Source organism: Marcopretia estuarina LEGE 06307, assembly GCF_056633115.1.
In genome coordinates, this window is the sequence record NZ_JBSJOY010000003.1 from 311,554 (window position 1) to 337,285 (window position 25,732).

General features: G+C 65.7%; 27 protein-coding genes and 1 tRNA gene. 21 read left to right on the forward strand and 7 right to left on the reverse strand.

What is annotated here, in order from left to right; translation table 11 throughout:
• Positions 1 to 4: 4 nt before the first annotated feature.
• From ACWJI3_RS09155 to ACWJI3_RS09165, 3 genes are read right to left on the reverse strand one after another with little or no spacing between them, the layout of a single operon-like run.
• Complete coding sequence (locus ACWJI3_RS09155) at positions 5 to 526, reverse strand: GspH/FimT family protein (protein WP_480203508.1); 522 nt, start codon at positions 524 to 526, stop codon at positions 5 to 7.
• Complete coding sequence (locus ACWJI3_RS09160) at positions 523 to 960, reverse strand: hypothetical protein (protein WP_480203509.1); 438 nt, start codon at positions 958 to 960, stop codon at positions 523 to 525. Before ACWJI3_RS09160 ends, ACWJI3_RS09155 begins: the two co-directional genes overlap by 4 nt.
• Positions 957 to 1,397 (reverse strand): hypothetical protein, encoded by a 441-nt coding sequence (locus tag ACWJI3_RS09165; RefSeq protein ID WP_480203510.1) that lies wholly within the window; start codon positions 1,395 to 1,397, stop codon positions 957 to 959. Before ACWJI3_RS09165 ends, ACWJI3_RS09160 begins: the two co-directional genes overlap by 4 nt.
• Before the next feature lie 349 nt (positions 1,398 to 1,746).
• On the opposite strand from ACWJI3_RS09165, the gene ACWJI3_RS09170 reads away from it, so the two are divergent.
• Positions 1,747 to 1,983, forward strand: a complete 237-nt coding sequence (locus ACWJI3_RS09170) for a hypothetical protein (RefSeq protein ID WP_480203511.1) — start codon at positions 1,747 to 1,749, stop codon at positions 1,981 to 1,983.
• 1 nt (position 1,984) lies between these two features.
• Here the strand turns inward: ACWJI3_RS09170 and lepA are convergent, their stop codons facing one another.
• On the reverse strand, positions 1,985 to 3,793 hold the full coding sequence (gene lepA, locus ACWJI3_RS09175) for a translation elongation factor 4 (RefSeq protein ID WP_480203512.1): 1,809 nt from the start codon (positions 3,791 to 3,793) through the stop codon (positions 1,985 to 1,987).
• A 141-nt stretch (positions 3,794 to 3,934) separates the two neighbouring features.
• On the opposite strand from lepA, the gene ACWJI3_RS09180 reads away from it, so the two are divergent.
• The 12 genes from ACWJI3_RS09180 to ACWJI3_RS09235 all read left to right on the forward strand — a co-directional run bounded on the left by ACWJI3_RS09180 (position 3,935) and on the right by ACWJI3_RS09235 (position 17,330).
• Entirely contained in the window at positions 3,935 to 4,216 is a 282-nt protein-coding gene (locus tag ACWJI3_RS09180; RefSeq protein ID WP_094510160.1) for a NifU family protein, read from the forward strand.
• Between the two features lie 48 nt (positions 4,217 to 4,264).
• A complete protein-coding gene (gene serS / locus ACWJI3_RS09185) occupies positions 4,265 to 5,557 on the forward strand; it encodes a serine--tRNA ligase (protein WP_480203513.1) in 1,293 nt (430 codons plus the stop codon).
• 202 nt (positions 5,558 to 5,759) lie between these two features.
• Positions 5,760 to 8,567 carry a type 2 periplasmic-binding domain-containing protein gene (locus ACWJI3_RS09190; protein WP_480203514.1) on the forward strand — a complete coding sequence of 936 codons (2,808 nt, stop codon included), beginning with the start codon at positions 5,760 to 5,762 and terminating at the stop codon, positions 8,565 to 8,567.
• Between the two features lies 1 nt (position 8,568).
• Entirely contained in the window at positions 8,569 to 9,177 is a 609-nt protein-coding gene (locus ACWJI3_RS09195) for a type IV pilus modification PilV family protein (protein ID WP_480203515.1), read from the forward strand.
• A gap of 20 nt (positions 9,178 to 9,197) precedes the next feature.
• Positions 9,198 to 9,749 (forward strand): prepilin-type N-terminal cleavage/methylation domain-containing protein, encoded by a 552-nt coding sequence (locus tag ACWJI3_RS09200; protein ID WP_480203591.1) that lies wholly within the window; start codon positions 9,198 to 9,200, stop codon positions 9,747 to 9,749.
• Between the two features lie 1,327 nt (positions 9,750 to 11,076).
• Entirely contained in the window at positions 11,077 to 11,361 is a 285-nt protein-coding gene (locus tag ACWJI3_RS09205) for a hypothetical protein (RefSeq protein ID WP_480203516.1), read from the forward strand.
• A 294-nt stretch (positions 11,362 to 11,655) separates the two neighbouring features.
• A complete protein-coding gene (gene rseP, locus ACWJI3_RS09210) occupies positions 11,656 to 12,744 on the forward strand; it encodes an RIP metalloprotease RseP (RefSeq protein ID WP_255140486.1) in 1,089 nt (362 codons plus the stop codon).
• A 1-nt stretch (position 12,745) separates the two neighbouring features.
• Positions 12,746 to 13,429, forward strand: coding sequence for an endonuclease III (gene nth / locus ACWJI3_RS09215; protein ID WP_255140488.1), 684 nt, complete (start codon positions 12,746 to 12,748; stop codon positions 13,427 to 13,429).
• A 34-nt stretch (positions 13,430 to 13,463) separates the two neighbouring features.
• Positions 13,464 to 13,766 carry a 30S ribosomal protein S14 gene (gene rpsN / locus ACWJI3_RS09220; RefSeq protein ID WP_480203517.1) on the forward strand — a complete coding sequence of 101 codons (303 nt, stop codon included), beginning with the start codon at positions 13,464 to 13,466 and terminating at the stop codon, positions 13,764 to 13,766.
• 102 nt (positions 13,767 to 13,868) lie between these two features.
• Entirely contained in the window at positions 13,869 to 15,989 is a 2,121-nt protein-coding gene (locus ACWJI3_RS09225) for a polyribonucleotide nucleotidyltransferase (RefSeq protein WP_480203518.1), read from the forward strand.
• Between the two features lie 51 nt (positions 15,990 to 16,040).
• Complete coding sequence (gene rsmI / locus ACWJI3_RS09230) at positions 16,041 to 17,018, forward strand: 16S rRNA (cytidine(1402)-2'-O)-methyltransferase (RefSeq protein WP_480203519.1); 978 nt, start codon at positions 16,041 to 16,043, stop codon at positions 17,016 to 17,018.
• A gap of 69 nt (positions 17,019 to 17,087) precedes the next feature.
• Positions 17,088 to 17,330, forward strand: coding sequence for a hypothetical protein (locus ACWJI3_RS09235; protein WP_480203592.1), 243 nt, complete (start codon positions 17,088 to 17,090; stop codon positions 17,328 to 17,330).
• Here ACWJI3_RS09235 and ACWJI3_RS09240 read toward each other — a convergent pair.
• Positions 17,309 to 18,262, reverse strand: a complete 954-nt coding sequence (locus ACWJI3_RS09240) for a hypothetical protein (protein ID WP_480203520.1) — start codon at positions 18,260 to 18,262, stop codon at positions 17,309 to 17,311. The two genes, ACWJI3_RS09235 and ACWJI3_RS09240, sit on opposite strands and share 22 nt — an antisense overlap.
• Before the next feature lie 40 nt (positions 18,263 to 18,302).
• Between ACWJI3_RS09240 and ACWJI3_RS09245 the strand changes: the two genes are divergently transcribed.
• A tRNA-Arg gene (locus ACWJI3_RS09245) sits at positions 18,303 to 18,376 on the forward strand.
• A 59-nt stretch (positions 18,377 to 18,435) separates the two neighbouring features.
• Here the strand turns inward: ACWJI3_RS09245 and ACWJI3_RS09250 are convergent.
• Positions 18,436 to 19,191, reverse strand: a complete 756-nt coding sequence (locus tag ACWJI3_RS09250) for an acyl-CoA desaturase (protein ID WP_480203521.1) — start codon at positions 19,189 to 19,191, stop codon at positions 18,436 to 18,438.
• A 244-nt stretch (positions 19,192 to 19,435) separates the two neighbouring features.
• Here ACWJI3_RS09250 and ACWJI3_RS09255 point away from each other — a divergent pair, with 244 nt between their 5' ends.
• Genes ACWJI3_RS09255 through ACWJI3_RS09285 form a run of 7 tightly spaced genes read left to right on the forward strand, consistent with a single transcriptional unit; the run spans position 19,436 to position 25,099 of the window.
• Positions 19,436 to 19,960 carry an NAD(P)H-dependent oxidoreductase subunit E gene (locus ACWJI3_RS09255; protein WP_480203522.1) on the forward strand — a complete coding sequence of 175 codons (525 nt, stop codon included), beginning with the start codon at positions 19,436 to 19,438 and terminating at the stop codon, positions 19,958 to 19,960.
• On the forward strand, positions 19,957 to 21,606 hold the full coding sequence (locus ACWJI3_RS09260) for a NuoF family protein (protein ID WP_480203523.1): 1,650 nt from the start codon (positions 19,957 to 19,959) through the stop codon (positions 21,604 to 21,606). Before ACWJI3_RS09255 ends, ACWJI3_RS09260 begins: the two co-directional genes overlap by 4 nt.
• The gene (gene hoxU, locus ACWJI3_RS09265) at positions 21,603 to 22,316 is read left to right on the forward strand and encodes a bidirectional hydrogenase complex protein HoxU (protein WP_480203524.1); all 714 of its coding nucleotides are present in this window, start codon (positions 21,603 to 21,605) and stop codon (positions 22,314 to 22,316) included. The genes ACWJI3_RS09260 and hoxU overlap by 4 nt, the downstream gene beginning before the upstream one ends.
• Positions 22,313 to 22,858 (forward strand): NADH-quinone oxidoreductase subunit B family protein, encoded by a 546-nt coding sequence (locus ACWJI3_RS09270; RefSeq protein WP_480203525.1) that lies wholly within the window; start codon positions 22,313 to 22,315, stop codon positions 22,856 to 22,858. Before hoxU ends, ACWJI3_RS09270 begins: the two co-directional genes overlap by 4 nt.
• Before the next feature lie 3 nt (positions 22,859 to 22,861).
• A complete protein-coding gene (locus ACWJI3_RS09275) occupies positions 22,862 to 24,376 on the forward strand; it encodes a Ni/Fe hydrogenase subunit alpha (RefSeq protein ID WP_480203526.1) in 1,515 nt (504 codons plus the stop codon).
• Positions 24,373 to 24,864 carry a hydrogenase maturation protease gene (locus tag ACWJI3_RS09280; protein WP_480203527.1) on the forward strand — a complete coding sequence of 164 codons (492 nt, stop codon included), beginning with the start codon at positions 24,373 to 24,375 and terminating at the stop codon, positions 24,862 to 24,864. The genes ACWJI3_RS09275 and ACWJI3_RS09280 overlap by 4 nt, the downstream gene beginning before the upstream one ends.
• On the forward strand, positions 24,857 to 25,099 hold the full coding sequence (locus ACWJI3_RS09285; protein WP_094510120.1) for a hydrogenase maturation nickel metallochaperone HypA: 243 nt from the start codon (positions 24,857 to 24,859) through the stop codon (positions 25,097 to 25,099). The genes ACWJI3_RS09280 and ACWJI3_RS09285 overlap by 8 nt, the downstream gene beginning before the upstream one ends.
• A 4-nt stretch (positions 25,100 to 25,103) precedes the next feature.
• Here the strand turns inward: ACWJI3_RS09285 and ACWJI3_RS09290 are convergent, their stop codons facing one another.
• On the reverse strand, positions 25,104 to 25,262 hold the full coding sequence (locus tag ACWJI3_RS09290; protein ID WP_480203528.1) for a hypothetical protein: 159 nt from the start codon (positions 25,260 to 25,262) through the stop codon (positions 25,104 to 25,106).
• Positions 25,263 to 25,732 lie beyond the last annotated feature (470 nt).

Below are 25,732 nucleotides of genomic sequence, written 5' to 3' on the forward strand. Positions count from 1 at the left end.
GGGCTCAAAGCGTGGGGTCGGGGCCGCAGGCGGCACTGTCGGGAGGGGCCTGGCCCGGGCCCAGATAACGACCCAGGCGCACGAACCCCAGGGGAAGGGCAATCACCAGGCAGCGACGCAACTCCGTGCCCTCGCTGCTCAGCACCACCGTTCCCCCATCGAGCACCAGCCCGGTGCTGCTGAAGCGCAGGGCGGCGGGCAGGTTGTGGCTCAGCTCCACACCGGCCGCGTGCCCACCGTCATCGAGGCCCGTGATCGGCTGCGCGCAACCGGGCAGCTCGCCGCCCGGGGGCGCCTGCCAGCCCTGCTCGCCCAGCTCCAGAGCACAGGGTTGGCCGCTGGCCTCGGCAGCCGCCCGGCCGTGCTCGATCGCCAGGGCGATCCGCCGGGTCGCCGCCTCCAGCCGCTGGCGGGCCAGCGTTTCGCCGCTGTCGCGCAGGGCCAGCGCCGCCAGCACAGCGAGGATCAGCGCCGTGATCACCCCCTCCAGCACCGTGTACCCGGCCTGCGGCCGTCGCGGGGTCATGCCCCCACCTCCAGATCCGTCATCGCTGGCAGCTCGGGAACCACCGGGCAAAGGCCATGGGCTGCGGCAGTGAACAACCGCCGCCGCTCCAACTGCCCCTCGGCAGCGGTGTAGATCAGCCACACGGCACCGCCATCCGGAACCAGCTCCAGCTGCTTGCGCACGCCCTGCGGCAGGGACGAGGCGCTGCTCGCCAGGCGGGAGACCATCCATGCCGCCGCCACTTCGCAAGAGGCGGGAGCGGGCTGGTCGCGCGCCACGCTCGCCCGCAGGTGGTGGGTGCGTCGCAGCAGATCCGCCTCGATGCCGCTAGCCAAGGCCTCGCGTGCGGCGGCGGCCTGGCTCCAGACGGCACTGGAGCCCCATAGCCGCACCGAGCTGGTGGCAGAAAGGCTGAACACCGCCACAGCCATGATCGCTTCGGTGAGCGTCACAGCCCCATGCCCCGCACGGCGCTGATCGGAGCCGCGCCGGCCTCCTCGGCCAGGCTCACGGCAAAACGACGTTGCAGGCCATCGGCACCCTGCTCGCCGACGAGCTGCAGCAGCAGCTGGGCTGGCTCCGCAGCAGCGGCAGGTTTCCAGGCCACCACCCGGTAGGACAGCCCCGCCACCGATCCGGTCACGAGCGCAGAGGTGGTGACACCTTCAGCGCACACCTGCCCCGACCAGCGCTCCGAGGGCAGGTGGAGCAGGCAGGCAAACGGCCCGCTGAGCTGGGCCACCACCTGCTGGGCGGCGGAAGCCAGGGCATCTTCGGCCCGATCGCGCTTGAGGTCGGCCTCCAGCCTTGCCCGCGCCTGCAGCGCGGCCGTCTGCACCGACAGACCGCTGAGCAGCAACACCAGCGAGGCGGCAAAGCTGAACGGCATCAGAAAGCCCTGCGAGGGCGCGCGCCGCTGGGCCCGTTGCAGCGTCAGTTGCCTTCTGCCGCAGCGTGTTCTCCTCGGCTCCATGGGCATGGATGATCACGACCCTGGGAGTGTTCCCGGCCATGGCTGATTTGCTCCCCGGCAGCGCAGGAAACACCCGATAGGCTTCGCCTGCTACCCAACAATCACGCAACCGGGCGCCACCGAATGGGCTGGGATCAGGGCTACTACTCCAGTGATTACTACACCATCGGCTACTACCGGGAGATGGCGCCCGACTGGCCCGATTTCGCTGCACGGTGAAAGGGCACCGCTCGCCAACCTTGCCAGCCCGCTGCTCGGCAACGCCGTGAGCTTCACCACCATCCAGGGCATGCTGACCCAAGGCCTGGAGCAAGGCATGGAAGGAGAGTTGCTCGCGGTGTGCGTGCAGGCCGGCTTGGCGGCGCTGGGCGCCACCATCAAAGATGCCGAAGGCCAGCCTCTGGAGGATCCAGCCACCCAGCTGGAGGCCTTGCAAACGGTGGCTGTTGATCTGCAGACCAGCGGGCTGACAGCACTGCGCCGCCTTGGAGTGCTGGCCTGAGCTACTGATTGAGTTTGAGCACCGCCATGAAGGCCTCCTGGGGCACATCCACACGGCCCATTGCCTTCATGCGTTTCTTGCCCTTGGCCTGCTTCTTGAGCAGCTTCTTCTTGCGGGAGATGTCACCGCCGTAGCACTTGGCCAGCACATCCTTGCGGATGGCGCTGATGCTTTCGCTGGCGATGATGCGGCTACCGATCGAGGCCTGGATCGGAATCTTGAACTGCTGGCGTGGAATCAGCTCCTTGAGCTTCTCCACCAGCCCCTTGCCCACGTTGTAGGCCTTGTCGCGGTGCACGATCGTGGTGAGCGGATCGGCCTTCTCACTGTTGATCAGCACATCGAGGCGCACCAGCTCGTTCTTGCGGTAGCCGATCAGGCTGTATTCCATCGAGGCGTAGCCCTTGGTGCGGCTCTTCATCACGTCAAAAAAGTCGGTGACCACCTCAGCCAGCGGCATCTCGTAGTGCAGGGTGACCCGATCGGTGGTGATGTATTTCATGTCGATGAACTCACCGCGGCGCTCCTGGCACAGCTCCATCAGGGCGCCATTGAAGCTGTTGGGGGTGTAGATCTCCAGCTTCACATAGGGCTCTTCGATCGATTCCCGTTTCTGCGGATCGGGCAGCGTGGCGGGATTGTCCACCATCTGAACACTGCCGTCGACCATGTTCACCTGATAGATCACCGAGGGCGCCGTCACGATCAGGTCGAGGTCGTATTCGCGCTCGAGGCGCTCCTGCACGATCTCCATGTGCAGCAGCCCCAGAAAGCCGCAGCGGAAACCGAAGCCCATGGCGCTGCTGGTTTCCGGCTCGTATTTCAAGGCCGCGTCGGAGAGCTGCAGCTTGTCGAGCGCTTCCCGCAGATCAGGGTATTGATCGGCATCGGTGGGGAAGAGGCCGCAGAACACCATCGGCTTGGCCTCGGCATAGCCAGGCAGCGGCTCGGCGGCTGGATTGGCCGCCAGGGTGATCGTGTCGCCCACGCGGGCATCGGCCACCGCCTTGATTGAGGCCGCCATGTAGCCCACCTCGCCGGCGTGCAGGCTGTCCACCTGCCGCTGGTCGGGCGCCATCACGCCCACCTCATCGAGCTCCACCGTCTTGCCGCTGGCCATCAGCAGCACCTTGTCTTTGCGGGCCACCTGGCCACTGATCACCCGGAAGTACACGATCACGCCCCGGTAGGGGTCGTAGTATGAGTCGAAGATCAACGCCCGCAGCGGCTCGCTCACCCGGTCGGCCGGCGCCGGCACCCGGTCCACCACGGCCTGCAGGATGTCGGGCACGCCCAGGCCGGTCTTGGCGGAGCAGTCGATCGCCTTGGAGGTGTCGAGGCCGATGATCGCCTCGATCTCCTCCTTGATCCGCGCGGGATCGGCGCCGGGCAGGTCGATCTTGTTGAGCACCGGGATGATCTCGAGATCGTTCTCCAGGGCCAGGTACACGTTGGCCAGGGTCTGGGCCTCCACCCCCTGGCTGGCATCCACGACCAGCAGGGCCCCTTCGCAGGCCTGCAGGCTGCGGCTTACCTCGTAGGAGAAGTCGACGTGCCCCGGCGTGTCGATCAGGTTGAGGATGTAGAGCTCGCCATCGGCCGCACGGAACTCCATCCGCGCCGCCTGCAGCTTGATCGTGATCCCCCGTTCCCGCTCCAGCTCCATGTTGTCGAGGAACTGGGCCTGCATGTCGCGCTCTGCCACCGTTCCGGTTTCCTGCAACAGGCGGTCGGCCAGGGTGGATTTGCCGTGGTCGATGTGGGCAATGATGCAGAAGTTGCGGATCCGCTGAACGGGAACGTCGGTCATCGCAGCGGGTCAGCCCGTTCAGAGGAAGTGTCCGAATCTTAGAAAGCGGTCCCTGCGTCGCCGGAGCAGCAAGCCGGACGTGCCGAACAGCCCTGCCTTCGGCTGCCCTGCCTAAGCTGATCCCATCCGCGAACCCGATCCATGTCCAGCGAAACCACCGCCCCCACGGCTGAGGCACCGGCCGCCGATCCCCGCGCCCTCACGGTCGAGAACGTGGAGCGTGTGCTCGATGAGCTGCGCCCTTATCTGATGGCTGATGGCGGCAACGTGGAAATCGTGGAAATCGACGGGCCGATCGTGAAGGTGCGCCTGCAGGGTGCCTGCGGCTCCTGCCCCAGCAGCACCATGACGCTCAAGATGGGCATCGAGCGCAAGCTGCGCGAATCGATTCCCGAGGTGAGCGAAGTGGTGCAGGTGCTCTGAGCCGGGGACCGCGCAGAACTAACCTGCGCCCCATCTGCATTCCCCTCCGTGCTGGATCAGCGCCTCCTGCGCGACAACCCCGCGCAGATCGCCGAAGGCCTGAACCGCCGGGGCGCGGTGGCTGATCTCGACGGCTGCCACCAGCTCGCCCTTGAGACGCGTGATCTGGAGCAGCAACGCAGTGAGCTGCAAGCGGAAGGCAACCGCATCGGCCGTGAGGTGGGAGAGCTGATCAAGGCCGGCGCCGCCCCCGGCGGCGAGGAGGTGAAGGTGCTGCGCCAGCAGGGCGCGCAGATCAAACAGCGGGTGGGGGAGATCGAGGAGCAGGAGAAGGGCCTCGAAGCGCAGTTGATGCAGCAGCTGATGGTGCTGCCCAACCTGCCCTCGCCCCTCTGCCCCACGGGCCGCAGCGAGGCCGACAACGTGGAGGTGAAGCGCTGGGGCACCCCGCGGCTTGCCGCCGAGGGAGAGCAGCTCGAAGAGCACTGGCAGATTGCCGAACGGCTCGGCATCGTTGACACCGAACGCTCGGTGCGGATTGCCCAGAGCCGCTTCGTGACCCTGATGGGCCAGGGTGCGCGGCTGGAGCGGGCACTGATCAACTTCATGCTGGATCGCCACGCCTCCAGGGGCTACACCGAAGTGTTGCCGCCGATCCTGGTGAACACGGCCAGCCTCACCGGCTCCGGCCAGCTGCCGAAGTTCGCCGAGGAAAGCTTCCGCTGCGCAGACGACGACCTCTGGCTCACTCCCACAGCCGAAGTGCCCATCACCTCCCTGCATCGCAGCGAGGTGATCAACGCCGAGCAATTGCCGCTGAAGTATGCGGCTTACACCCCCTGCTTCCGCCGGGAGGCCGGCTCCTACGGCCGCGACACCCGTGGACTGATCCGCCTGCACCAGTTCAACAAGGTGGAGCTCTACTGGTTTTGCCTGCCCGAGCAATCCGAACAGGCCCACGAGCAGCTCACCCGGGATGCCGAGGCGATTCTGGAAGCCCTGGAGCTGCCTTACCGGCGCCTGGAACTGTGCAGTGGCGATCTGGGCTTTTCGGCCGCCCGCACCTACGACCTGGAAGTATGGCTGGCGGGGGCCGGCACCTACCGCGAAATCTCCAGCTGCAGCACCTGCGGTGATTTCCAGGCCCGCCGCGCCTCGATCCGCTACCGCGAGGGGAAGCACACGCGCCTGCTGCACACCCTCAATGGCAGCGGCCTGGCCGTGGGCCGCACCATGGCTGCACTTCTGGAGGCCGGCCAACAGGCAGATGGATCAGTGCGACTCCCACATGCGCTGGCTCCATTCATTGGCATGAACCAGCTTGTGGCAGGACAGCCGTAACAATGTGTTTACCTGTTTCAGGCAAGGCGTTGCACCACAAAGCTTCAGGAACAAAGCAAAGCCCTTCCACCGCAACAAAAGCTGGGATGCTCCAAAGGGTGCGGTGACCAGTGAAAGCATGGGTTGTTGGTGGGAACAAAACCGGACGCAACCACAAAGTGCTTAAAATGGGGTGAGAAGACTCGGAACGCGTCAGAGCGAGATGGTGGACCTGCCTGCATCTACCCCCAAGCAAATTCCAAGGAGGGCCAAAGCAGCGATTCAGGCTCGCCTGCAGATGGCTCTCATTTTGAACTCCAGGAAGGGACAGCAGGGCTCAGTACTGGTAGGGCTTTTCGTGGCGTTGGGCCTGGTTGTCTCGGCCGCAGGAGCCGTGTGGTTGCTGCAGGGCGGCAAGCTGGCGAGCCAGCTTGGTAGTGATGCCAACAATGCGCAAGCTGTCGCTGAAGCTGGCGCCGACCAGGTCATCGGTGTCTGGAACCAACCGGAAAACCGAAGGCTGCTCGTCTCCGGTGATGCCGCCCCCTCCACATGGACCGCCACCAATCAGACCAGCCCTTGCCTCTCCTCAACCAACACACGTCCTGGCGCAAACAACGGCAACCCATCAGCCGAGGCCAGAAACCTCGTGGATGGAAGCTTCCGTAACATTGATAACATCAGTCAAACGGCTACCGGCGATCGACAATTTCGCTTGAGGGCCATTCGTTACTCCACCGGCACCCCCGGCAGCGCCGATCGCCGCACAATCTCACGCACCTTCAACGTGGCCAACGCCACCTCTACTTCGGCGGGAATCATCCCCAACGGAAGCACCTTCAGAGACTTGATCAATCTTGACGATCCTGATGGAGTAGGGGCTCTCAAAGCTGGTGTCAACACTGGCTACATTGCCGTTGAAGTAGAAAGCCGTGTGTTCCGCAATGGCGTGCAGGTGGCAACCGCCACGGTTACAAAAGAGTTTCAGGTGCTGCCCAAGTGCTGTGGGGCTTCCTTTGGATCCAACAACACCGGCGGGCAGAGCTTCACGGGCAGTGGATCCTTGGGTTCCGACAGCCGCCTTTGCGGTGTCGACTTTGGCATGATCGTGGGTCTCAATGGCGGCAAATTCTGGACTTACTTTAACAACGACATTTATAGAACGATCGACCCTTCAACAGGAAGTGAAGTTAATATGTCAACCATCCTTGGACTCGTTACCAATCCCAGCCATAGATTTGAGCGCAATGCCGCCAGCGCCGACAGCAACAACGGCTGCCGAGTGATTCCCGGGCCGTGCTCCACAGTGAATGATCTATACGTTACCGGTGCCACGACCGGCAGCAATAACGACCTAGACCTCTTCAACAGAATTAACACTACTAATGCTGCTAACACCGGCACGGCAAGCGACAAGGCTGGCAACTCCGCCTCGGGGATACCGATCATCCCTTTGTTTATCAATGGTGGCCTGCCATCGGTGAACTCACGCTTTGGTTACGCTTGGACATCCGGAGGCCGCCCGGCAACAAATTTTGCCAGCGGCGGAACATTTGGTCCAACGTTCACTTCAACTGCACCGACCACGACATTTCGCCTCCGCACCCGCAACGACACCACCCCTCCACGGGTGGAGTTCTGCGATGGCACCTACCCAACGCTCTCAGCAACCTCCATCAACTGCACATCCACCAGCCTTACAAATTCATGGGCGCAGATCTCCTTGCCGCAGGGCACCGCAACCACCACCCTCACGATTGGCGACGACTTTAGAGGCGGAACCTACAGCGGCACCACCAGCAATCTGACCTGCACGGCCTCATCCACCGTGCAATGCAACGAGAACCGTTGGCCCAATATCTGGGTGGAACAAGACCCATCAGGAGCTGCACAGTCAACCAGCGCCGGAAATGTAACCATCAATGGCGTCACGTCCGCTGCTGTCTTGAGGCTATCGGGCCCATCAAATGCAACCAACACGAACGTTAGTCGTGTTGTCAACCTGCATGCCTTAGAAACCCCCCATCTAAGCTTTACCTACACTAGGTCAACCCTCAGTGGCACGAAGGATTTAGTTGTTGAGTACTCAACCAACAACGGAGGAAGCTATACGCAATTGGCGAGTATTCCACGTACGCAAGCATCCGGGACTTCCCTGAGATACCCGCTCCCTACAGCCGCTCAAACTGGTTTCACCACACTACGTTTTCGATTGGCATCGAGCTTTTCGAGCAGCTCCGAATGGGTGGCAATTGACAACGTCAATATCACCAATTCAACTGGTGGTGCCGTATCCATCGACAACTGGTGTGAGTACAGCAGCACGTTCCCCGCTACCGATCAGTTCACGGGAGGATTCCACTGCCTAGGTCCGTTGTTGCAGATGGCCTCTGGTGGCAGATTCATTGTCGATACAAGTGGTGGCAACCTGAGCTTTTACTACAACTCCGCCTTTGATACCAGGGGTCAATCACTCGCCTCACCCTTGATCAACATGGCAGCTGGTGCTGAGTTACTGCACGTCAACTGCCCAACCTCTGGCACCTTGGCAGAGCCCCCAAGGCCCGCTGGTCCCGCAGTCACGCCCAGAGACAATTGCCTCACCGGTGTTCCTAGTAGTGTCTATGCCGCTATAGGCGAGAACGATTTATTGAACATCTTTGGCCGAGATACGAGCCCCTCAGGTACGAACATGCAGTGGGTGCGAATTGGCTCGACCACCACGTCGCCAGGAAAAATCTCTGGTGCCTTCATTTACATGCCTTGGGGATCGGTTTATTTGGTCGCAGATGGATGCACCGGAGGCGGGACGGTTCCTACGACCTTCAACTTTAGCGGCCGGGTCTGGTCACGCACTCTGATCGCTTGTGGCAGAAATTATTTCCTAACACCGCCTTCTTCAACATTGAATCTGGCAGCCCTTGGAATCAACACGAACGTCAATCTCAATACCACGAATTTCGTGGGCTGGACAGGCACAGATTGGCAGGCAAGCACCTCAACATCCACTCTAATCAATTCGAGTCTTTGACATGACGCCAATTCCCGTTCCCCAGACTCGAAAGGATTCCGGATTTTCAATTCTGGAATCGTTAATCGCAGTTGTGCTCGTTGGTCTTGCAACAGCCGCATCATCATCTTTGTTTGCCGTCGGACTCAGGGGACTACAAGACACAAGACAAATTCATTCTGTACAAGCAGCCATCGAGGCCAACAAAACTCAGATTGATGCTCTGGCACGTCGTTACACCTGTTGCAGCGGCATCTGCAGCACCTCACCGCCAACAAGCTTTGGCACAGTCTCTGGGGTGGTTCAACCATGTGCAACCAACAACCCCAACGACGATCGCTATTACTTCCCACTGCTCGACCTAGCTTCCACCACCACCAACTTTCCGAATACCACCACTCCATCCGAGCCTATCGCGGTGGATCAACTATGTGCCACCGCCAACAATACAAACTTCATGACTCCTCTGAAAACAGCCATCGATGGATTAGCCCAACCCAGCCCAGCGGTACGCAGCAACGCGGTCATTCTGGCCTACAAAATGCTCCGCGTTGATTTTACTCAACCAGGTACAGGTGCAGTGATTCGCTCCCTCTACGTGAAACCCCGGATGGCCAATTTTTGCTCATGATTCTGAAGCCATGCCTTTCTATGGATAATGATTGCAGGCGAGCGGTTAAGCCTGGGCATTCCACCGGTTTCACGGCCATCGAATTGATGGTAACCGTTTCAATCATTGGAATTATTTCCAGCATCACGATTATCGAATCAGGCAGAGCTTATAACCGCGACAAGCTAAATGAGGCAAGCCTGCTGTTAAGAAGCTGGCTTCTTGAAATCTCCAACAAGCCCGATACGATTGGCCAATCATGCGCAGTAACCATATCGACCGGGTCAATCGCTACAGGCAGTCAGCTTGCCACCGTTTCACCCGCAGTTTGCTCCAGTTCGCCTACACTACGGATGCCTGGGGGCGTTACCAGCTTGAGCTTCAACGTGGGCGCGACCCAATCCACCTGGTCCTTCACTCGCCGTAACGCTATAAACTCCACAAATGATGTAATCGTTAGGTTGAGCTTGAATGGGTTTACAGCACTCCGGTGCGTGAGAGTTCAGGCGATCTCAGGCCTCCTACGCCTTGGCCGCAACAACGCAATCTCAAATGTCAACACCGGTACTTGCGACAACTGGAACAGGATCTAATCTCAGAAGGAGACGGCCGCAAATCAGCAGAGGATTCACTTTGGCGGAGCTCCTCATTGGCATGGTCTTAGGAATCATCACTCTCGGCATGGCCGCTTTCATTGTGAGCAGCTACATCAGATCCACTGACAAGGCCATCTGGTCAGGCCAGATGGAACAAGACTACGGACGCATTTCCAGGCTGATGAAAGCGGAGATCAACGAAGCCTGCCTTGTGCAAGTCAGCGCTAGTCCAAGCACAACGTCCACCCTTCCAGCAACCCCTTGTACTCCTGCAAGTGCAACCCCCTGCACCACGACAAACGGAACCACTCTCTACCTCCTGGTCCCTGTCACTCTCTCCAATGGCACAGTGACCTACCGTGTCATCTCTTACACGCGCAGTAATGACCAACTACTACGCACAGGCCCTCCAATTACAGCCACAGGCGCGTTGGGTACAACAGCTGATGTATCCAATGTAATATTGATCGATAATCTTGCCAATCTTGCAAGCGGATTCGCCCCAACCGTTAGTCCTGATTGTACATCTGCCACGATCGCTTTCCAGTTCTCAGTTCCCAATCAAAACACTACTTTGGCCCGCACGCTCACAGTATCGGTTGGGTCTCCGGCTGTGCAGAATTAGCAAATAGAAACTAAATCCCAACAGCCCTTCTGCCCAATACTTAAGACCGCGCTTAATCTGCAGCCAACTGTGTAGTTCCACCAGATTGTGACTACTGACAAAATGGGAGTTAGGTCGACAATTCTGTGGTTCAATCCCAACAGCCCCAGACCTCACTACCCATCCATCCATACTGTTCACAATGCTCGCCTGACGCCGATCGTTTGGAAACGCCTTATCCATTCGTATCTCGACGAGAGAGGAGCTTCGCTTCATCTGACCGCAACCAGCGGCGGACGTCCGATCCACAGCAACTGCAACAGGCCGTGGAGCTCAGCAATCAGTGCTGCACCATTCGGAGGATTTCCAACCTGCTGATGGCACCGATCAGCAGCCCGGGTCGGGCTATGTGGCACCTGAGGCTAAACCGGCTGCGGAACCTGGATGCCAAACCGTCGGTGCAGCGGTACCAGTGGGAGCGGCCCTGAGGCATGACCTCGTCGACATCAAACAGCTGGCCCAGTTCCACTATATTGGCCACCGGATCACCGGGGACCCACGCAAAGGAAGCTCGCCCGGCACTGGTTACGAGAAGGTCCATGCGGAAGTGAATGACGCCCGTCCGTCTTTCTGTTGCTTCGATTGGTGCGCTGGTGTAAATCCTCCGAGGTATTGGCGAACGAGTAGGGGCCGACCTCGGTGGGCTTCCTGAGCCGGGCAGTGGTCTGGTTCAACGGCCAGGAGGTGTACCCCTGCGCGGAAGCCAAGGGATATGAGTGCCGGCAGGTGCTCAACGACAACGGCTCTGCCTACAAGTCGCACGGCGGGCGAAAATCCTGCCAGGTCAGGGGATTAAAGGGGAAGAAGACCAGGACCTACATCCCACGGACCAACGACAAGGCCGAGCCATTGATCGAGCCGAAGGATTCTCCGCAGCAATGGACATTGCTTGCTGGCGGGATGAGCCTGCGTGAAGCCCTGCAGCAGCACAGTGGTTCGCAATGAGCGGCGTCCGGCCTAGCTGCAGATCCATAACAGCCTCAGAAAAGGACACCCTCAACGGCAGTGGCCTGGCGGTGGGCAGCGCCATGGCCGCCCTGCTGGAAACCGGCCAGCAGGCAGTTGGCAGTTGGCAGTTGGCAGCTTCCCCCCGCTCACCCCTTACTTCGAGGCACCAATCCTTACTGCCGGCGCCGGAGCGTGATCTGTCTGACACCCACGAATTGACAGGCTTACGGCTTGACACGCATAGGCACCGCCGCAGCCAGCAGAATGAGAGGCCTGCCTGAACGAAACTGAATGGGTGTCCTCGCGGCCCTGGCCATCCTTGCCGGCCTGATCGTCGTCCACGAAGCGGGGCACTTCTTTGCAGCCACCTGGCAAGGGATCAGGGTCAGCGGCTTCTCGATCGGCTTCGGCCCGGTGCTGCTGGAGCGGCGGCGCCGTGGCGTGCAGTTCGCCCTGCGGGCTATCCCCCTGGGCGGCTACGTGGCCTTTCCCGACGACGACGAGGACAGCGACATCCCGGCCGACGATCCGGATCTGCTGCGCAACCGCCCGCTGCCGCAGCGGGCCCTGGTGATCGCCGCCGGCGTGCTGGCCAACCTGCTGCTGGCCTGGGCCGTGCTGGTGGCCCAGGGGGCCGTGGTCGGCATCCCCGCCGGCTTCAGCGCCACCCCCGGTGTGGTGGTGGCGGCGGTGCAACCCGGCCTGCCGGCGGCAGCCTCCGGCCTGCGCCCCGGCGACCGCATCCTCAGCCTGGCGGGCACGTCCCTGGGCGGCGGCCAGAGCGCCGTGGAGGGCCTGGTGGCCGACATCAAGGCCGCTCCACAGCGCTCGCTGCAGCTGGTGGCTGAACGCGCCGGCAGCACCGTGACTCTCACGCTCACGCCCGATGCCCAGAACGGCATCGGCCGCATCGGCGCCCAACTGCAACCCAGCGGCAGCGAGGCCTTCCGGCCTGCCCGCAGCCCGCTGGAGGTGATCGGCCATGCCAACCGCACCTGCCTCAAGCTGATCCGCCGCACCGTGGATGGCTTCGTTTCCCTCGTCACCCACTTCGGCGAGACGGCACCCCAGGTGTCGGGGCCGGTGAAGATCGTGGAGATGGGCGCGTCCCTCGCCCGCGACGGCGGCGGCAGCCTTTTTCTGTTCACGGCGCTGATCTCGATCAACCTGGCCGTGCTCAACGCCCTGCCGCTGCCCCTGCTCGATGGCGGCCAGTTCGTGCTGCTGCTGCTGGAGGGCCTGCGCGGCCGGCCGCTGCCGCAGCGCCTGCAGCTGGCCTTCATGCAGTCGGGCTTCCTGCTGCTGGTAGGCCTCAGCCTGGTGCTGATCGTCAAGGACACCAGCCAGCTCTCCGCGGTGCAGCAGCTGCTGGGCCGCTGACGTGCCCCGCTTCCCCACCGCCCGCCAGCGGGCGCCACTGATCCTGGAGCGCCTGGCCACGCTTTACCCGGAGGCCACCTGCTCGCTCGACTGGCGCACCCCCTGGGAGCTGCTGGTGGCCACCATGCTCTCGGCCCAGTGCACCGACGAGCGGGTCAACAAGGTGACGCCGGCCTTGTTCGAGCGCTTCCCCGACGCGGCCGCCGCTGCAGCCGTGGACAGCGACGCGGTGGAGCCCTACGTGAAATCCACTGGCTTCTTCCGCAACAAGGCCAAGAACATCGTGGCCGCCTCCCGGCTGCTGCTGGAACGCCACGGCGGTCAGGTGCCGGCCTCGATGCCGGAGCTGCTGGAGCTGCCGGGCGTGGCCCGTAAGACGGCCAACGTGGTGCTGGCCCATGCCTTCGGCATTCATGCCGGCGTCACGGTGGACACCCATGTGCGGCGCCTCAGCAACCGGCTCGGCCTCACCCGCCAGAGCGAACCGGTGAAGATCGAGCCCGACTTGATGAAGCTGTTTCCGCAACCGGAGTGGGAAAACCTCTCAATCCGGCTGATCTTCCATGGCCGCGCCGTGTGCCGGGCCCGCAACCCCGGCTGCGGCAGCTGCCCGATGGCTGATCTCTGCCCCAGCCATCCCGACCACGGACCGGGCGGCAGACGCACCGTTCCTGCCGCAGGGTAGGGTTGGTCCCCATCCGCAACAGCAAAGCAGCCGCATGGCGAAGAAGTCGATGATCGCGCGCGACGTGAAGCGCAAAAAAATCGTGGCTCGTTTCGCTGCCAAGCGCGCCGCTCTGAAGGCCGCGTTTGAAGCCGCCGCCGATCCCATGGAACGGCTGGAGATTCACCGCCAGATCCAGGGCCTGCCCCGCAACAGCGCCCCCAACCGGGTGCGCAACCGCTGCTGGGCCACCGGCAAGCCCCGCGGCTACTACCGCGATTTCGGCCTGTGCCGCAACCAGCTGCGCGAGCGCGCCCACAAGGGCCTGCTGCCGGGTGTCACCAAGTCCAGCTGGTGAGCCGCTGAACCTGCGCCGGCTCTCCTGCACCACCGCTCCACGGGGTTAAGGGAGGGCCGGATGCGAGACTGCCTTTCGACAACAAAACGGACATAAGACGACGTGCCAGGAAAAATTCAGTCGGTCTCCTTCGATGGTCGGGAGATCCGGCTGACCACAGGGCTGTATGCCCCCCAAGCTGGGGGATCGGTGTTGATTGAATGCGGTGATACGTCCGTGCTGGTCACGGCCACCCGCGCCAAAGGCCGCGAAGGCATCGATTTCCTGCCCCTCACCTGCGATTACGAAGAACGGCTGTATGCCGCCGGGCGCATCCCCGGCAGCTTCTTTCGCCGGGAAGCACGCCCCCCCGAGCGGGCCATCCTCACCACCCGCCTGATCGACCGCCCGCTGCGGCCCCTGTTCCCCTCCTGGCTGCGCGACGACATTCAGGTGGTGGCCACCACCCTCTCGCTGGATGAGCGGGTGCCGCCCGATGTGCTGGCAGTCACGGGCGCTTCGATCGCCACCCTGCTGGCGCGCATGCCCTTCTACGGCCCGATGGCGGCCGTGCGCGTGGGCCTGCTGGGCGACGATTTCGTGCTCAACCCCAGCTTCCGTGAGATCGAGCGCAGCGACCTGGATCTGGTTGTGGCCGGCACCCCTGCCGGTGTGGTGATGGTGGAAGCGGGCGCCAACCAGCTGCCCGAACAGGATGTGATCGAGGCCATCGACTTCGGCTACGAAGCGGTGGGTGAACTGATCAAGGCCCAGCTCACCCTGCTGAGCGATCTGGGCATCGAGCAGGTGATCCCCGAGCCGAAGGTGGAAGATCCCGCCCTGCCGGACTTCCTCGAGCAGGAATGCGGCAAGGGCATCGGTGAGGTGCTCAAGCAGTTCACGCTCACCAAGGCGGAGCGTGATGCTCAGCTCGATGCCATCAAGGCGGAGGTGGCCGTCAAGATCGGCGCCCTCAGCGACGACGACCCGATCCGCATGGCCGCCGCCGGCAAGGCCCTGGGCAACACCTACAAGGGCATCACCAAGAAGCTGATGCGCGCCCAGATTCTCAGCGAAGGCAAGCGGGTGGATGGCCGCAACCTCGACGAGGTGCGCCCGATCACCGCCGCTGTGGGTGTGTTGCCCAAGCGGGTGCATGGCTCGGGCCTGTTCCAGCGTGGGCTCACCCAGGTGCTCTCCTGCGCCACCCTCGGCACCCCCAGCGATGCCCAGGAGCTCGACGACCTCAACCCGTCGAGCGAGAAGACCTACCTGCACCACTACAACTTCCCCCCCTATTCGGTGGGCGAAACCCGGCCGATGCGCTCCCCCGGTCGCCGCGAGATCGGCCATGGCGCCCTGGCGGAGCGGGCCATCACCCCCGTGCTGCCACCGAAAGAGAAATTCCCGTACGTGCTGCGGGTGGTGTCGGAGTGCCTCAGCTCCAACGGCTCCACCTCGATGGGCTCGGTGTGCGGCAGCACCCTGGCGCTGATGGATGCCGGCGTGCCGCTGCAGGCTCCCGTGAGCGGCGCCGCCATGGGCCTGATCAAGGAAGGCGATGAGGTTCGGATCCTCACCGACATCCAGGGCATCGAGGATTTCCTCGGCGACATGGACTTCAAGGTGGCCGGCACCGAGAAGGGCATCACCGCCCTGCAGATGGACATGAAGATCACCGGTCTGGCGGTGACCACCGTGGCCGACGCCGTGAACCAGGCCCGCCCCGCCCGTCTGCACATCCTCGAGAAGATGCTGGAGGCGATCGAGAAGCCCCGCGACACCATGTCGCCCCATGCGCCCCGCCTGCTCAGCTTCCGCATCGATCCGGAACTGATCGGCACCGTGATCGGTCCTGGCGGCCGCACCATCAAGGGCATCACCGAGCGCACCAACACCAAGATCGACATCGAGGACGGCGGCATCGTCACGATCGCCAGCCATGACGGCGCCGCCGCCGAAGAGGCCCAGCGCATCGTGGAAGGTCTCACCCGCCGCATCAGCGAAGGGGAGCAGTTCAGTGGCACCGTCACCCGCATCATCCCGATCGGCGCCTTCGTGGAGATCCTTCCCGGCAAGGAAGGCATGATCCACATCTCCCAGCTCTCGGAAGCCCGGGTCGAGAAGGTCGAAGACGTGGTGAAGGTGGGTGATCCCGTCACCGTGCGCGTGCGTGAGATCGACAACCGCGGCCGCATCAACCTCACCCTGCGCGGCGTGTCCCAGGAACCGGTGGCGGTCTGAGGTCAACGGGGCTGCCCCTGGCAGCCCACTGCCCCCAACCCACCGCCAGCCATGGCCGCACCATCGGGTGATGAAGCGCTTCCTCTCGTCGCACCTGAGGCAAAGGCGACATCCTCAAGGGGCGCGCTTGGCGCCGAACCGGCGGCCGGCGTGCTCTATCTGGTGGGCACGCCGATCGGTAACCTCGCTGATCTCTCGCCCCGGGCCCGGCTGGTGCTGGAGCAGGTCGATCGCATCGCCTGTGAAGACACCCGCCACAGCGGTCAGTTGCTGGCGCGGCTTGGCATTCGCCGACCGCTGCTGAGCTTTCACCAGCACAACCAGGCCACCCGCCTGCCCGAACTGCTGCAGGCGCTGCAGCGCGGTGAGCGTCTGGCAGTGATCAGCGACGCCGGCCTGCCAGGCATTTCCGATCCCGGCGAACCGCTGGTGGCCGCCGCGCGGCAGGCGGGGCTGGAGGTGGTGTGCATTCCTGGCCCCTGCGCCGTCACCACCGCGCTGGTGAGCAGCGGCCTGCCCAGTGGCCGCTTCTGCTTCGAGGGATTTCTGGCCGCCAAGCCCAGCCAGCGCCGGCGTCAGCTGCAGGAACTGGCGGCCGAGCCGCGCACCCTGGTGCTGTTCGAGGCGCCCCACCGGCTGATCGCCCTGCTGGAGGATCTGCTGGAGCTGCTGGGCGATCGCCCCCTGCGGGTGGCACGGGAGCTCACCAAGCGGCATGAGCAGCAGGTGGGGCCCACGGTGGCCGCCGCCCTGGAGCACTTCCGCCGGGTGCCGCCGCTCGGGGAGTGCACCTTGGTGCTGGGCGGCGCGCCCCCAGCAGCGCAACCCGCCTGGAACGAGGCTGCGCTGCGGGCCGAGCTGGAGAGCCTGCTGGTGGATGGGCTCAGCAAGCGGGAAGCCGCCCGCACCCTGGCGGAACGCACCGGTCACAGCCGCCGCGACCTCTACGCCCTGCTGCACCGCGACGGGCCGGAAGCCGAGGAGCGCGACAGCGCCAGTGGCGACCATGAAGGGAGCTCGCACGCCTGAGCGCTGATGACCCGCAGGCCGCCGGCGCGTCACACTCAGGGGGCGACCCCTTCAACCACCGCCGCCGCCATGCTGGTGCGCCTTCGACTCCTGGCCGGCAGTGTGGCCGGCGGCCTGCTGCTGCTTGTGGTGCTGTGCCTGGGCGGGCAGAACCTCAACGACCGGCCCCAGCTGCGGCTCGGCTTTGGACGCAGCGCCCCGCTACCCAGCGGCTTTCTGGTGGGCCTGGCGCTGGTGGTGGGGGTGATCAGCGGCGGGGCCGCCACGGCGCTGCTGGTGCCGGGCGATGATCAGGATCCGGGCAGGGAGTAAAGCGCCCCTTCAAGCACCACACGGGTGATGCCCTTGCGCAGCAGGTAGGGGGCGGTGCGGCGGATCACCTGGCTGTCAGGCACCTGGATCACCCGCTGGGTGCGGCCGCAGTGGCGTTTGGCCTGGCGTGGGTTGCTGAACACCACCAGGGCGCGGCGCCGGGATTCCTCCTCCGGCAGCAGGCCGAGTTCGGGGAAGTCGCTGAGGGGCCGGTCCTGCAGCTCCACGGTTTTGTCGACCAGCATGTAGAGGCTGTCAGGCAGGGGCGCCGCCTCGAACGGCAGGCAGGTGGCGGCAGGGCGGTCGAGCAGGGTTTCGCCGACCGGCACGGGCGTGAACAGGTCGGGCTCATCGTCAGCGTCTTCGCTGTCGCTGTCGGCATCGTTGTCGTCGGCGTCATCGCCGAAATCATCCGCATCGTCGATCGCCAGCACCTGGGCGTCGTCATCGTCATCGCCGTCGGCGGCCGGATCCTGCCCGGCGGGATCGCCAAGGGTGGCAGGGGCGAATCCGGAGCCGAAGGGAGCAAGGGGCTCACTGCCGGGCTCCGCAGTGTCTGAGGCTTGGGGAAGGACATCCCCGGCGTCCGCAACACCGGCAGTGGCGCCGGCCTGGTCTGCGGCGTCGCCGCTGGCGGCAGGCTCTGCGGCTGGCCCTTCAGCCTGGACCTCGGCCTGCTCGAACAGGGGCCCGGCGGGGATCGCGGTGGCGTCGAGCGGGTGAGCAATGGCGGCCCTGCGCATTGCCGGCCCCTTGCCGCGCTCCAGCTTGATCTGCTCGTAGCGCTCGGCGCCGATGGCGGCCTTCACCACCCGGGTGGCGGTGGCGGCGCTGCAGCCGAAGGCAGCGGCCAGCGCCTGGGCAGTGTCCCCCTGCTGATAGCGGGCGACGAGCTCCTGCCGATGAGCGTCGCTGAGCCGGGTGGACGCCATTGGGAAGGTTTCACAGCAGACCACCTTAGGCTGTGCCGGTGGGCCGTTAGCTCAGTTGGATAGAGCATGCGACTTCTAATCGCACGGTCGCTGGTTCGAATCCAGCACGGCCCGTTTGTCCGCCGTTCGCCGACTCCTGAGCTCAGGGGGGAACGGCGAGCAGTGTGTCGCGCTTAAGTGGCAACGGCCAGCGGAGCGCCGCCGCGGGCCCGCTGCAGCAGGGTGTCGTCGGAGGGCTGGCGCAGCTGGTCGGCGAGGCCGAAGCGTTGCAGCAGCCGGATGAAGCGGAAGGTGGGGTCGGGCCGCAGCCGCAGCTGGCCGTCGCGCACGGTGTAGCCCTGACGCACCGCGAAGGGGAAGGCGTGGTGCAGGTTGTGCCAGCCCTCACCGAGCGTGATCAGTGCCACCAGGGCGTTGTTGCGGCTGTGGTCGTCGGTGCGGAAGGGCTGATCGCCCCACACATGCGCCACCGAGTTCACCGTGGCCACGCCGTGGAACAGCACGGTGGTGCTGAGGAAGAAGGCGCCCAGATACATCCAGCCGCCCACCAGAAAAGACAGCCCGGCAAGGGCCAGCAGGGGCAGGAAATGGAGCCGATCGAGGCCGCGCAGCACCGGATCCGCTTCCACGTCCGCCGGCAGCTCATCGGGGAAGAAGCTCGAGCGCAGCAGCCAGCCAGCCTGGGAGTTCCACAGCCCCCGCCAGCCCTGCAGCGGCATCAGCGGGGTGTGGGGGTCGGCGGCGGTGTCCACATGGCTGTGATGCTGCAGGTGGTGGGCCTTCCACCAGCTCGGGCCCATCTGTCCGGCGGAAGCCGCCACGGCGCAGCCGATCCAGAGCACGGCACGCGGGGCGCGGTAGCTGCGGTGCACCAGCAGGCGGTGATACACCGACGTGATCGCCAGCATGCGCACCAGATACAGCCCCACCGCCCAGAGCAGGGCTCCGAGGCTCAGGCCCGTGACCAGCAGCAGCAGGCAACCGATGTGAAAGGAAACAATGAAGATCGGTCCCAGCAGGTACAGGGAACGGTGCAGGCCGGAGTTCAGAAGGAAAGGTGAGCGCTGGCTTCAAGCTAGTGGGCGCCCTTGCGCGCTGTTCGCGAAGAAATCCCCCAGCCGTGGGCCACCGGGCCGGGGCTGCCTACGTTGAAGCCGGCGGAGCGGTGGTCCCATGAGCCCAGCACCCGGGCCTGAGGGCAACCGGCTCGAACCCGCTTCAGGGCAAGTCGACCAGCCCCCGCAGCCGTTCGCCGCGCTGGAGCCGCTGCTGCGTCGCCATCACCACAGCGCCGGTGGCCTGATCGAGGTGCTGAACGGGGCGCAGGAGATCTATGGCCACCTCAGCGAGCCGCTGCTGCGCCATGTGGCCCACAGCCTGGCGTTGCCGGACAGCCAGGTGTTCGGCACCGCCAGCTTCTACCACCTGTTCCGCTTCCAGCCCCCGGCGCGTCACAGCTGCGTGGTGTGCACCGGTACGGCCTGTGAAGTGAACGGCGCTTCTGAGCTGGTGGCGGCCCTGGAGGGCGCCCTGCGGCTCCGCCTCGGTGGACGCAGCGGCGACGGGCTAGTGAGTCTGGAGGGCGTGCGCTGCCTGGGCACCTGCGGCGCCGCGCCGGTGCTGATGATCGATGGCGTGGCGTTGCCGCACCAGAGCCCGGCCCGCGCCCTTACGGCCCTGCAAGCGCTGACGCCATGAGCGCCATCAGCCCCGGCGGTGAAGCGATGCAGCAGGTGCGCTGCTGCAGCGCTGCCGGCTGTCTGGTGAGCGGGGCGGGCCCCTTGCGCGAGGCCCTGGAAGCGGCCGTGGCCCGCCATGGGCTGGAGCAGCGGCTCGTGATCACCCCTGTGGGCTGCCTGGGCCCGTGCAGCCAGGGCCCGCTGCTGGCGGTGGACCCTGAGGGCGCCCTGTTCAGCGGCGTCGAGGCGGCTGAGGCCGACGGGCTGATCGTCGCCCTGGCCCGGCGCTCGCAGATGGCGGCACCCGAACAGGACGGACCGCTCCAGTGGCAGCCGGCCCGCGGCGCACGGCTCGACACCAGCGCCCCCTTCTTTGCGCGGCAGCGGCGCATCGTGCTGGAGCACTGCGGCCGGATCGACCCGGAGCGGATCGAGGCGGCGATCGCCTGCGGCGCCTACACCCAGCTGCGCCGCGTGGTGCAGACCCTCCGCCCGGCCGAGGTGGTGGAGACGCTGCGGCGCAGCGGCCTGCGCGGGCGCGGCGGCGCCGGCTACCCCACCGGGCTGAAGTGGGCCACGGTGGCTGCCATGCCGGGCGAGCGCAAGGTGGTGGTGTGCAATGCCGATGAAGGCGACCCCGGCGCCTTCATGGACCGCAGCGTGCTGGAAGGCGACCCTCACCGCGTGCTGGAAGGGATGGCGATCGCGGCCCATGCGGTGGGAGCAGGTCAGGGGTTCATCTACGTGCGTGCCGAGTACCAGCTGGCGATTGCCCGTCTGCGCCAGGCGATCGAGCAGGCCCACCAGTGGCAACGGCTCGGCCAGCAGCTCTTTGGCACCCGCTTCAGCTTCACGGTGGAGCTGCGGGTGGGGGCTGGGGCGTATGTGTGCGGCGAGGAGACGGCACTGATCCGCTCGATCGAAGGCGGACGCGGCACGCCCCGCCCCCGCCCCCCCTACCCCGCCGAACGGGGGGTGGGCGGCCTGCCGACACTCATCAACAACGTGGAGACCTTCGCCAACGTGGTGCCGATCCTGCGGGAAGGCGCCGACTGGTTCGCCGCCATCGGCACGGCCGGCAGCGCGGGCACCAAGGTGTTCAGCCTCACGGGCAACGTGCGCCGCGGCGGGCTGGTGGAGGTGCCGATGGGCACCAGCCTGGCCACGATCGTGGCGGAGATGGGCGAGGGCACCCCGGACGGGGCAGGCATCAAGGCGGTGCAGACCGGCGGCCCCTCGGGCGGCTGTGTGCCCGCCGCCCACCTCGACACCCCGGTGGATTACGAGAGCCTGCAGGCACTGGGCACGATCATGGGCTCCGGCGGCATGGTGGTGCTCGATCACGCCACCGACATGGTGGCCCTGGCGGCCTTCTTCATGGCCTTCTGCCGCGAGGAATCCTGCGGCAAGTGCGTGCCCTGCCGCGCCGGCACCGTGCAGCTGCATGGGCTGCTGCAGAAGCACCTGGCCGGCGAGGCCACAGCCGCCGACCTGAGCCAGCTGGAAGCGCTGTGCCACATGGTGCGGGACACCAGCCTGTGCGGGCTGGGCCAGAGCGCCCCCAAGCCGGTGCTCAGCACGCTGCGCTTCTTTCGCAGCGACTACGAGGCGCGCCTGCGGCCGGACCCGACAGCGGCGCCCACCGCCACAGGAGGGGCCCCATGAGCGTCTGCACGCTCACGATCGACGGCCAGGCGGTGGCCGCCGCCGCCGGCACCACCGTGCTGCAGGCGGCGCAGCAGGCGGGGATCACCATCCCCACCCTCTGCCACCTGGAGGGCCTGAGCCCGGTGGCGGCCTGCCGCCTCTGCCTGGTGGAGATCGCCGGCAGCGACAGGCTGCAGCCCGCCTGTGTCACCTCCGTGGCGGAAGGGCAGGTGGTGCACAGCGCCACGCCACGCCTGCGCGATCACCGGCGCACCGTGATCGAGCTGCTGTTCACCGAGGGCAACCACGTGTGTGCCGTGTGCGTGGCCAACGGCCACTGCGAACTGCAGGACCTGGCCGTGGCGGTGGGCATGGACCACACGCGTCTGCCGTACCGCCACCCCCAGCGCTCGGTGGACCTCTCCCACCACCGCTTCGGGCTCGACCACAACCGCTGCATCCTCTGCACCCGCTGCGTGCGTGTGTGCGATGAGGTGGAGGGGGCCCATGTGTGGGACGTGGGCTGGCGGGGTGAGCACTGCCGGATCGTCGCCGGGCTCAATCAGCCCTGGGGCGCGGTGGACGCCTGCACCGACTGCGGCAAATGCGTGATGGCCTGCCCCACCGGCGCCCTGTTCCACAAGGGCGACGGCGCCGAGGAGAAACACGAGGAGGCCTGGCGGCTGGCCGTGATCCTGCGGGCCCATCGTGCGGGGACGGCGCCATGAAACTGCGTCTCGCCACCGTGTGGTTGACGGGCTGCTCGGGCTGCCACATGTCGTTTCTCGATCTGGACGAATGGCTGATCGAGCTGGCCGCGCTGGTGGAGGTGGTGTTCTCGCCGATCGCCTCCGACGTGAAGATCTACCCGGAGCACGTGGATGTGGCCCTGGTGGAGGGGGGTGTGGGGACCAGCGACAACCTGGCGCTGATCCGGCAGGTGCGGCAGCACACGCGCGTGCTGGTGGCGTTCGGCGACTGCGCCATCACCAGCAACGTGCCCGGCCTGCGCAATTCCCATCCCGGCGCTGACACCGTGCTGGAGCGGGCCTACCTGCAGCTGTCAGACAGCAGTGGCTGCCTGCCGCAGGCACCCGGGATCGTGCCGGAGCTGCTGGAGCAAGTGCTGCCGGTGCAGGCGGTGGTGCCGGTGGACGTGTATCTGCCCGGCTGCCCGCCACCAGCCGCGCGCATCCGCGCCGTGCTGGAGGCGCTGCTGCGGGGCGAGACGCCAGTGATGGAGGGGGCGGAGCTGATCCGCTTCGGCTGACCCATGGACCAGAGCCCCACCCCCCCGGCCGGGACACCACGCACGGTCCTGATCGATCCGGTCACCCGCATCGAAGGCCACGCCAAGATCACGATCCACCTCGATGCCAGCGGCAGCGTGGCGGCCGCCCGCTTCCATGTGACCGAATTCCGCGGCTTCGAGGCCTTCTGCGCCGGGCGGCCGTTCACGGAGATGCCGGCGCTCACGGCGCGGATCTGCGGCATCTGTCCGGTGAGCCACCTGCTGGCCTCCGCAAAGGCGGGCGACCAGCTGCTGGCGGTGACGATCCCGCCGGCGGCCGAGCGGTTGCGGCGCTTGATGAACCTGGCCCAGATCATCCAGTCGCACGCGCTGTCGTTCTTTCACCTGAGCAGCCCGGATTTCCTGCTCGGCTGGGACTGCGACCCGGCGCGGCGCAACGTGTTCGGCCTGATCGCCGCCGATCCCGAGCTGGCCCGCGGCGGCATCCGGCTGCGTCAGTTCGGCCAGACGGTGATCGAGCGGCTGGGCGGGCGCAAAATCCATCCGGCCTGGGCGGTGGCCGGTGGGGTGCGCGCCCCCCTCGCCACCACTGACCGCGACGCGATCCGTGCGGGGCTGCCCGAGGCTTTCGCGGCCACCCGCGCGGCCCTGGCGCTGTTCAAACGCCTGCTGGATGGGCCGCTGGCGGCGGAGGCCGCTGTGTTCGGGGATTTTCCCTCTCTGTTCATGGCGCTGGTGGGGGAAGGCGGCGGGTGGGAGCACTACGGCGGCCGCCTGCGCCTGATCGATGGCGACGGCACGCCGCTGGGCGGTGATCTGCCGGCCGATGGCCTGGGTGCCGGGCCGTTCGACGCGCTGCTGGCCGAGGCGGTGGAACCGTGGACCTACCTGAAATTCCCCTACTACAAGCCGCTGGGGCCGGAAGCGGGCAGTTACCGGGTGGGGCCGCTGGCGCGGCTGAACGTGTGCGATCACATCGGCACCGCCAGCGCCGACAGCGAACTGCTGGAGCTGCGCCAGCGCGGCGGGCGGGTGGTGACCAGCTCCTTCCATTACCACCTGGCCCGGCTAATCGAGATCCTCGCGGCGCTGGAGGCGATCGAAGCCCTGCTCGATGATCCGGCCCTCGGCGACTCCCATGTGCGCGCTCGCGCCCACCTCAACGCCTTCGAGGCGGTGGGGGTGAGCGAGGCGCCGCGCGGCACGTTGTTCCACCACTACCGGGTGGATGGCGACGGGCTGATCGAGGCGGTGAACCTGGTCATCGCCACCGGGCAGAACAACCGGGCGATGAACCGCACGATCACCCAGATCGCGCGCCACCACATCCAGGCAGGCCCCAGCGCCGGTGCGGAAGGCGGGGCTGAAACCGCCCTGCCGGAGATCGCCGAGGCCCTGCTCAACCGGGTGGAGGCGGGCATCCGCTGCTTCGATCCCTGCCTGTCGTGCTCCACCCATGCCGCCGGCGAAATGCCGCTGCACGTGCAGCTGCTCGGCCCCGGCGGGGAACTGCTGCGGGAGCGGTGGCGGTCGTGAGCGCCGCCCCGGGCGGGCCGGCACCACAGCGGCGCGATCTGCTGATCGGCTGGGGCAATGAGCTGCGGCAGGACGACGGCGTGGGCCTGGCTATCGCCACTGCGGTGAAGGGCTGGCACCAGCGGCAGCTCACCGTGCTGGCCACCCGGCTGCTCACGCCGGAGCTGGCACCGCTGCTGGCGGAGGCCCGCCGGGTGCTGTTCGTGGATGCCGCTCTGGCGCCGGCCTGTCCGCCGCCGGGCTGGCGGCTGGAGCGCTTGGCGGCTGATGCCGCAGCAACGGCGGCCGGGGGCCCGCCCTTCAGCCATCACGCCAGCCCCGGCGCGCTGCTGCAGCTGGCCGGCCAGCTCTATGGCCGCACCCCCCCGGCCTGGCAACTACTGGTGCGCGCGCACCGCTGCGGGCTGGGCAGCCACCTCACGCAGGCCACCGCCGCCCTGCTGCCCGAGGCCCTGGCGGCGGTGCGGCGCTGGTGCGGCGATGCATGAACTGGCGCTGATGGAGGAGGTGCACCGGATCGCCCTGGCGGCCGCAGCGGCTGAAGGGGCCGCGCGGATTCATGGGCTGCGCCTGCGGGTGGGGCAACGGGCCGGGGTGGATCCCGACGCGCTGCGATTCGCCTTTGAGGTGGTGATGGCCGGTGGCATCGCCGAGGGGGCCAGCCTGGAGCTGGAGCTGTCCGCAGGCCGGGAGCTGGAGTTGATCGGACTGGACGTGTCGTGAGGTTTCATCGCACTGACGGGGCCCGGAGGAATCCCCCCCACTCCCGCACGCTCAGCGCCGGCTCCCGCGGCAGCTCGCCGCTGGCGAGGATCGGCCAGGCCACCCGCCGCTCCGACAACCAGGGCCGCTCAAGATCGAGGAAAGCGGTCACTGACTTGCTCATCAGCTGGTGGAGGTTAAGGAGGGTGATGGTGCCGGCAGTGGCGCGGACTCAGGACTCAGGACTTGCGACTCCGGGATTGGGGATTCGGTATTCGGGATTGGGGAGCGGGGATTGAGGCTGGGAGGTTGTACGGGGGCGCAGCATCCCAGGCATCTTCCGGCGGAGACCCCTTCAGCTCAGCGGCATAGCGACAGCCCCCGATCAGCGACATCGGCAGGCCACAGGCAGGGCCGAGTGCCAGCAGAAAAGCTGATCCGTGCCAACAATTGCTCAGCCTGCGCAGTGACTCTGCAGCATCCATCAAGGAAGAGCCCAGAAAGCGCAACGGCTCAAATCCTCAGAGCCCGAGCCCCTTGCAATCCTGAGAACCTCGCCGGCTCAGAAGAGCTCTGGCCAAGAAATGTAGCGGGATGATGCATTTCTTCCTCTCGCAGGATCTCCTTCGTCGGTCGCGGACTTTCCCCGCCCCG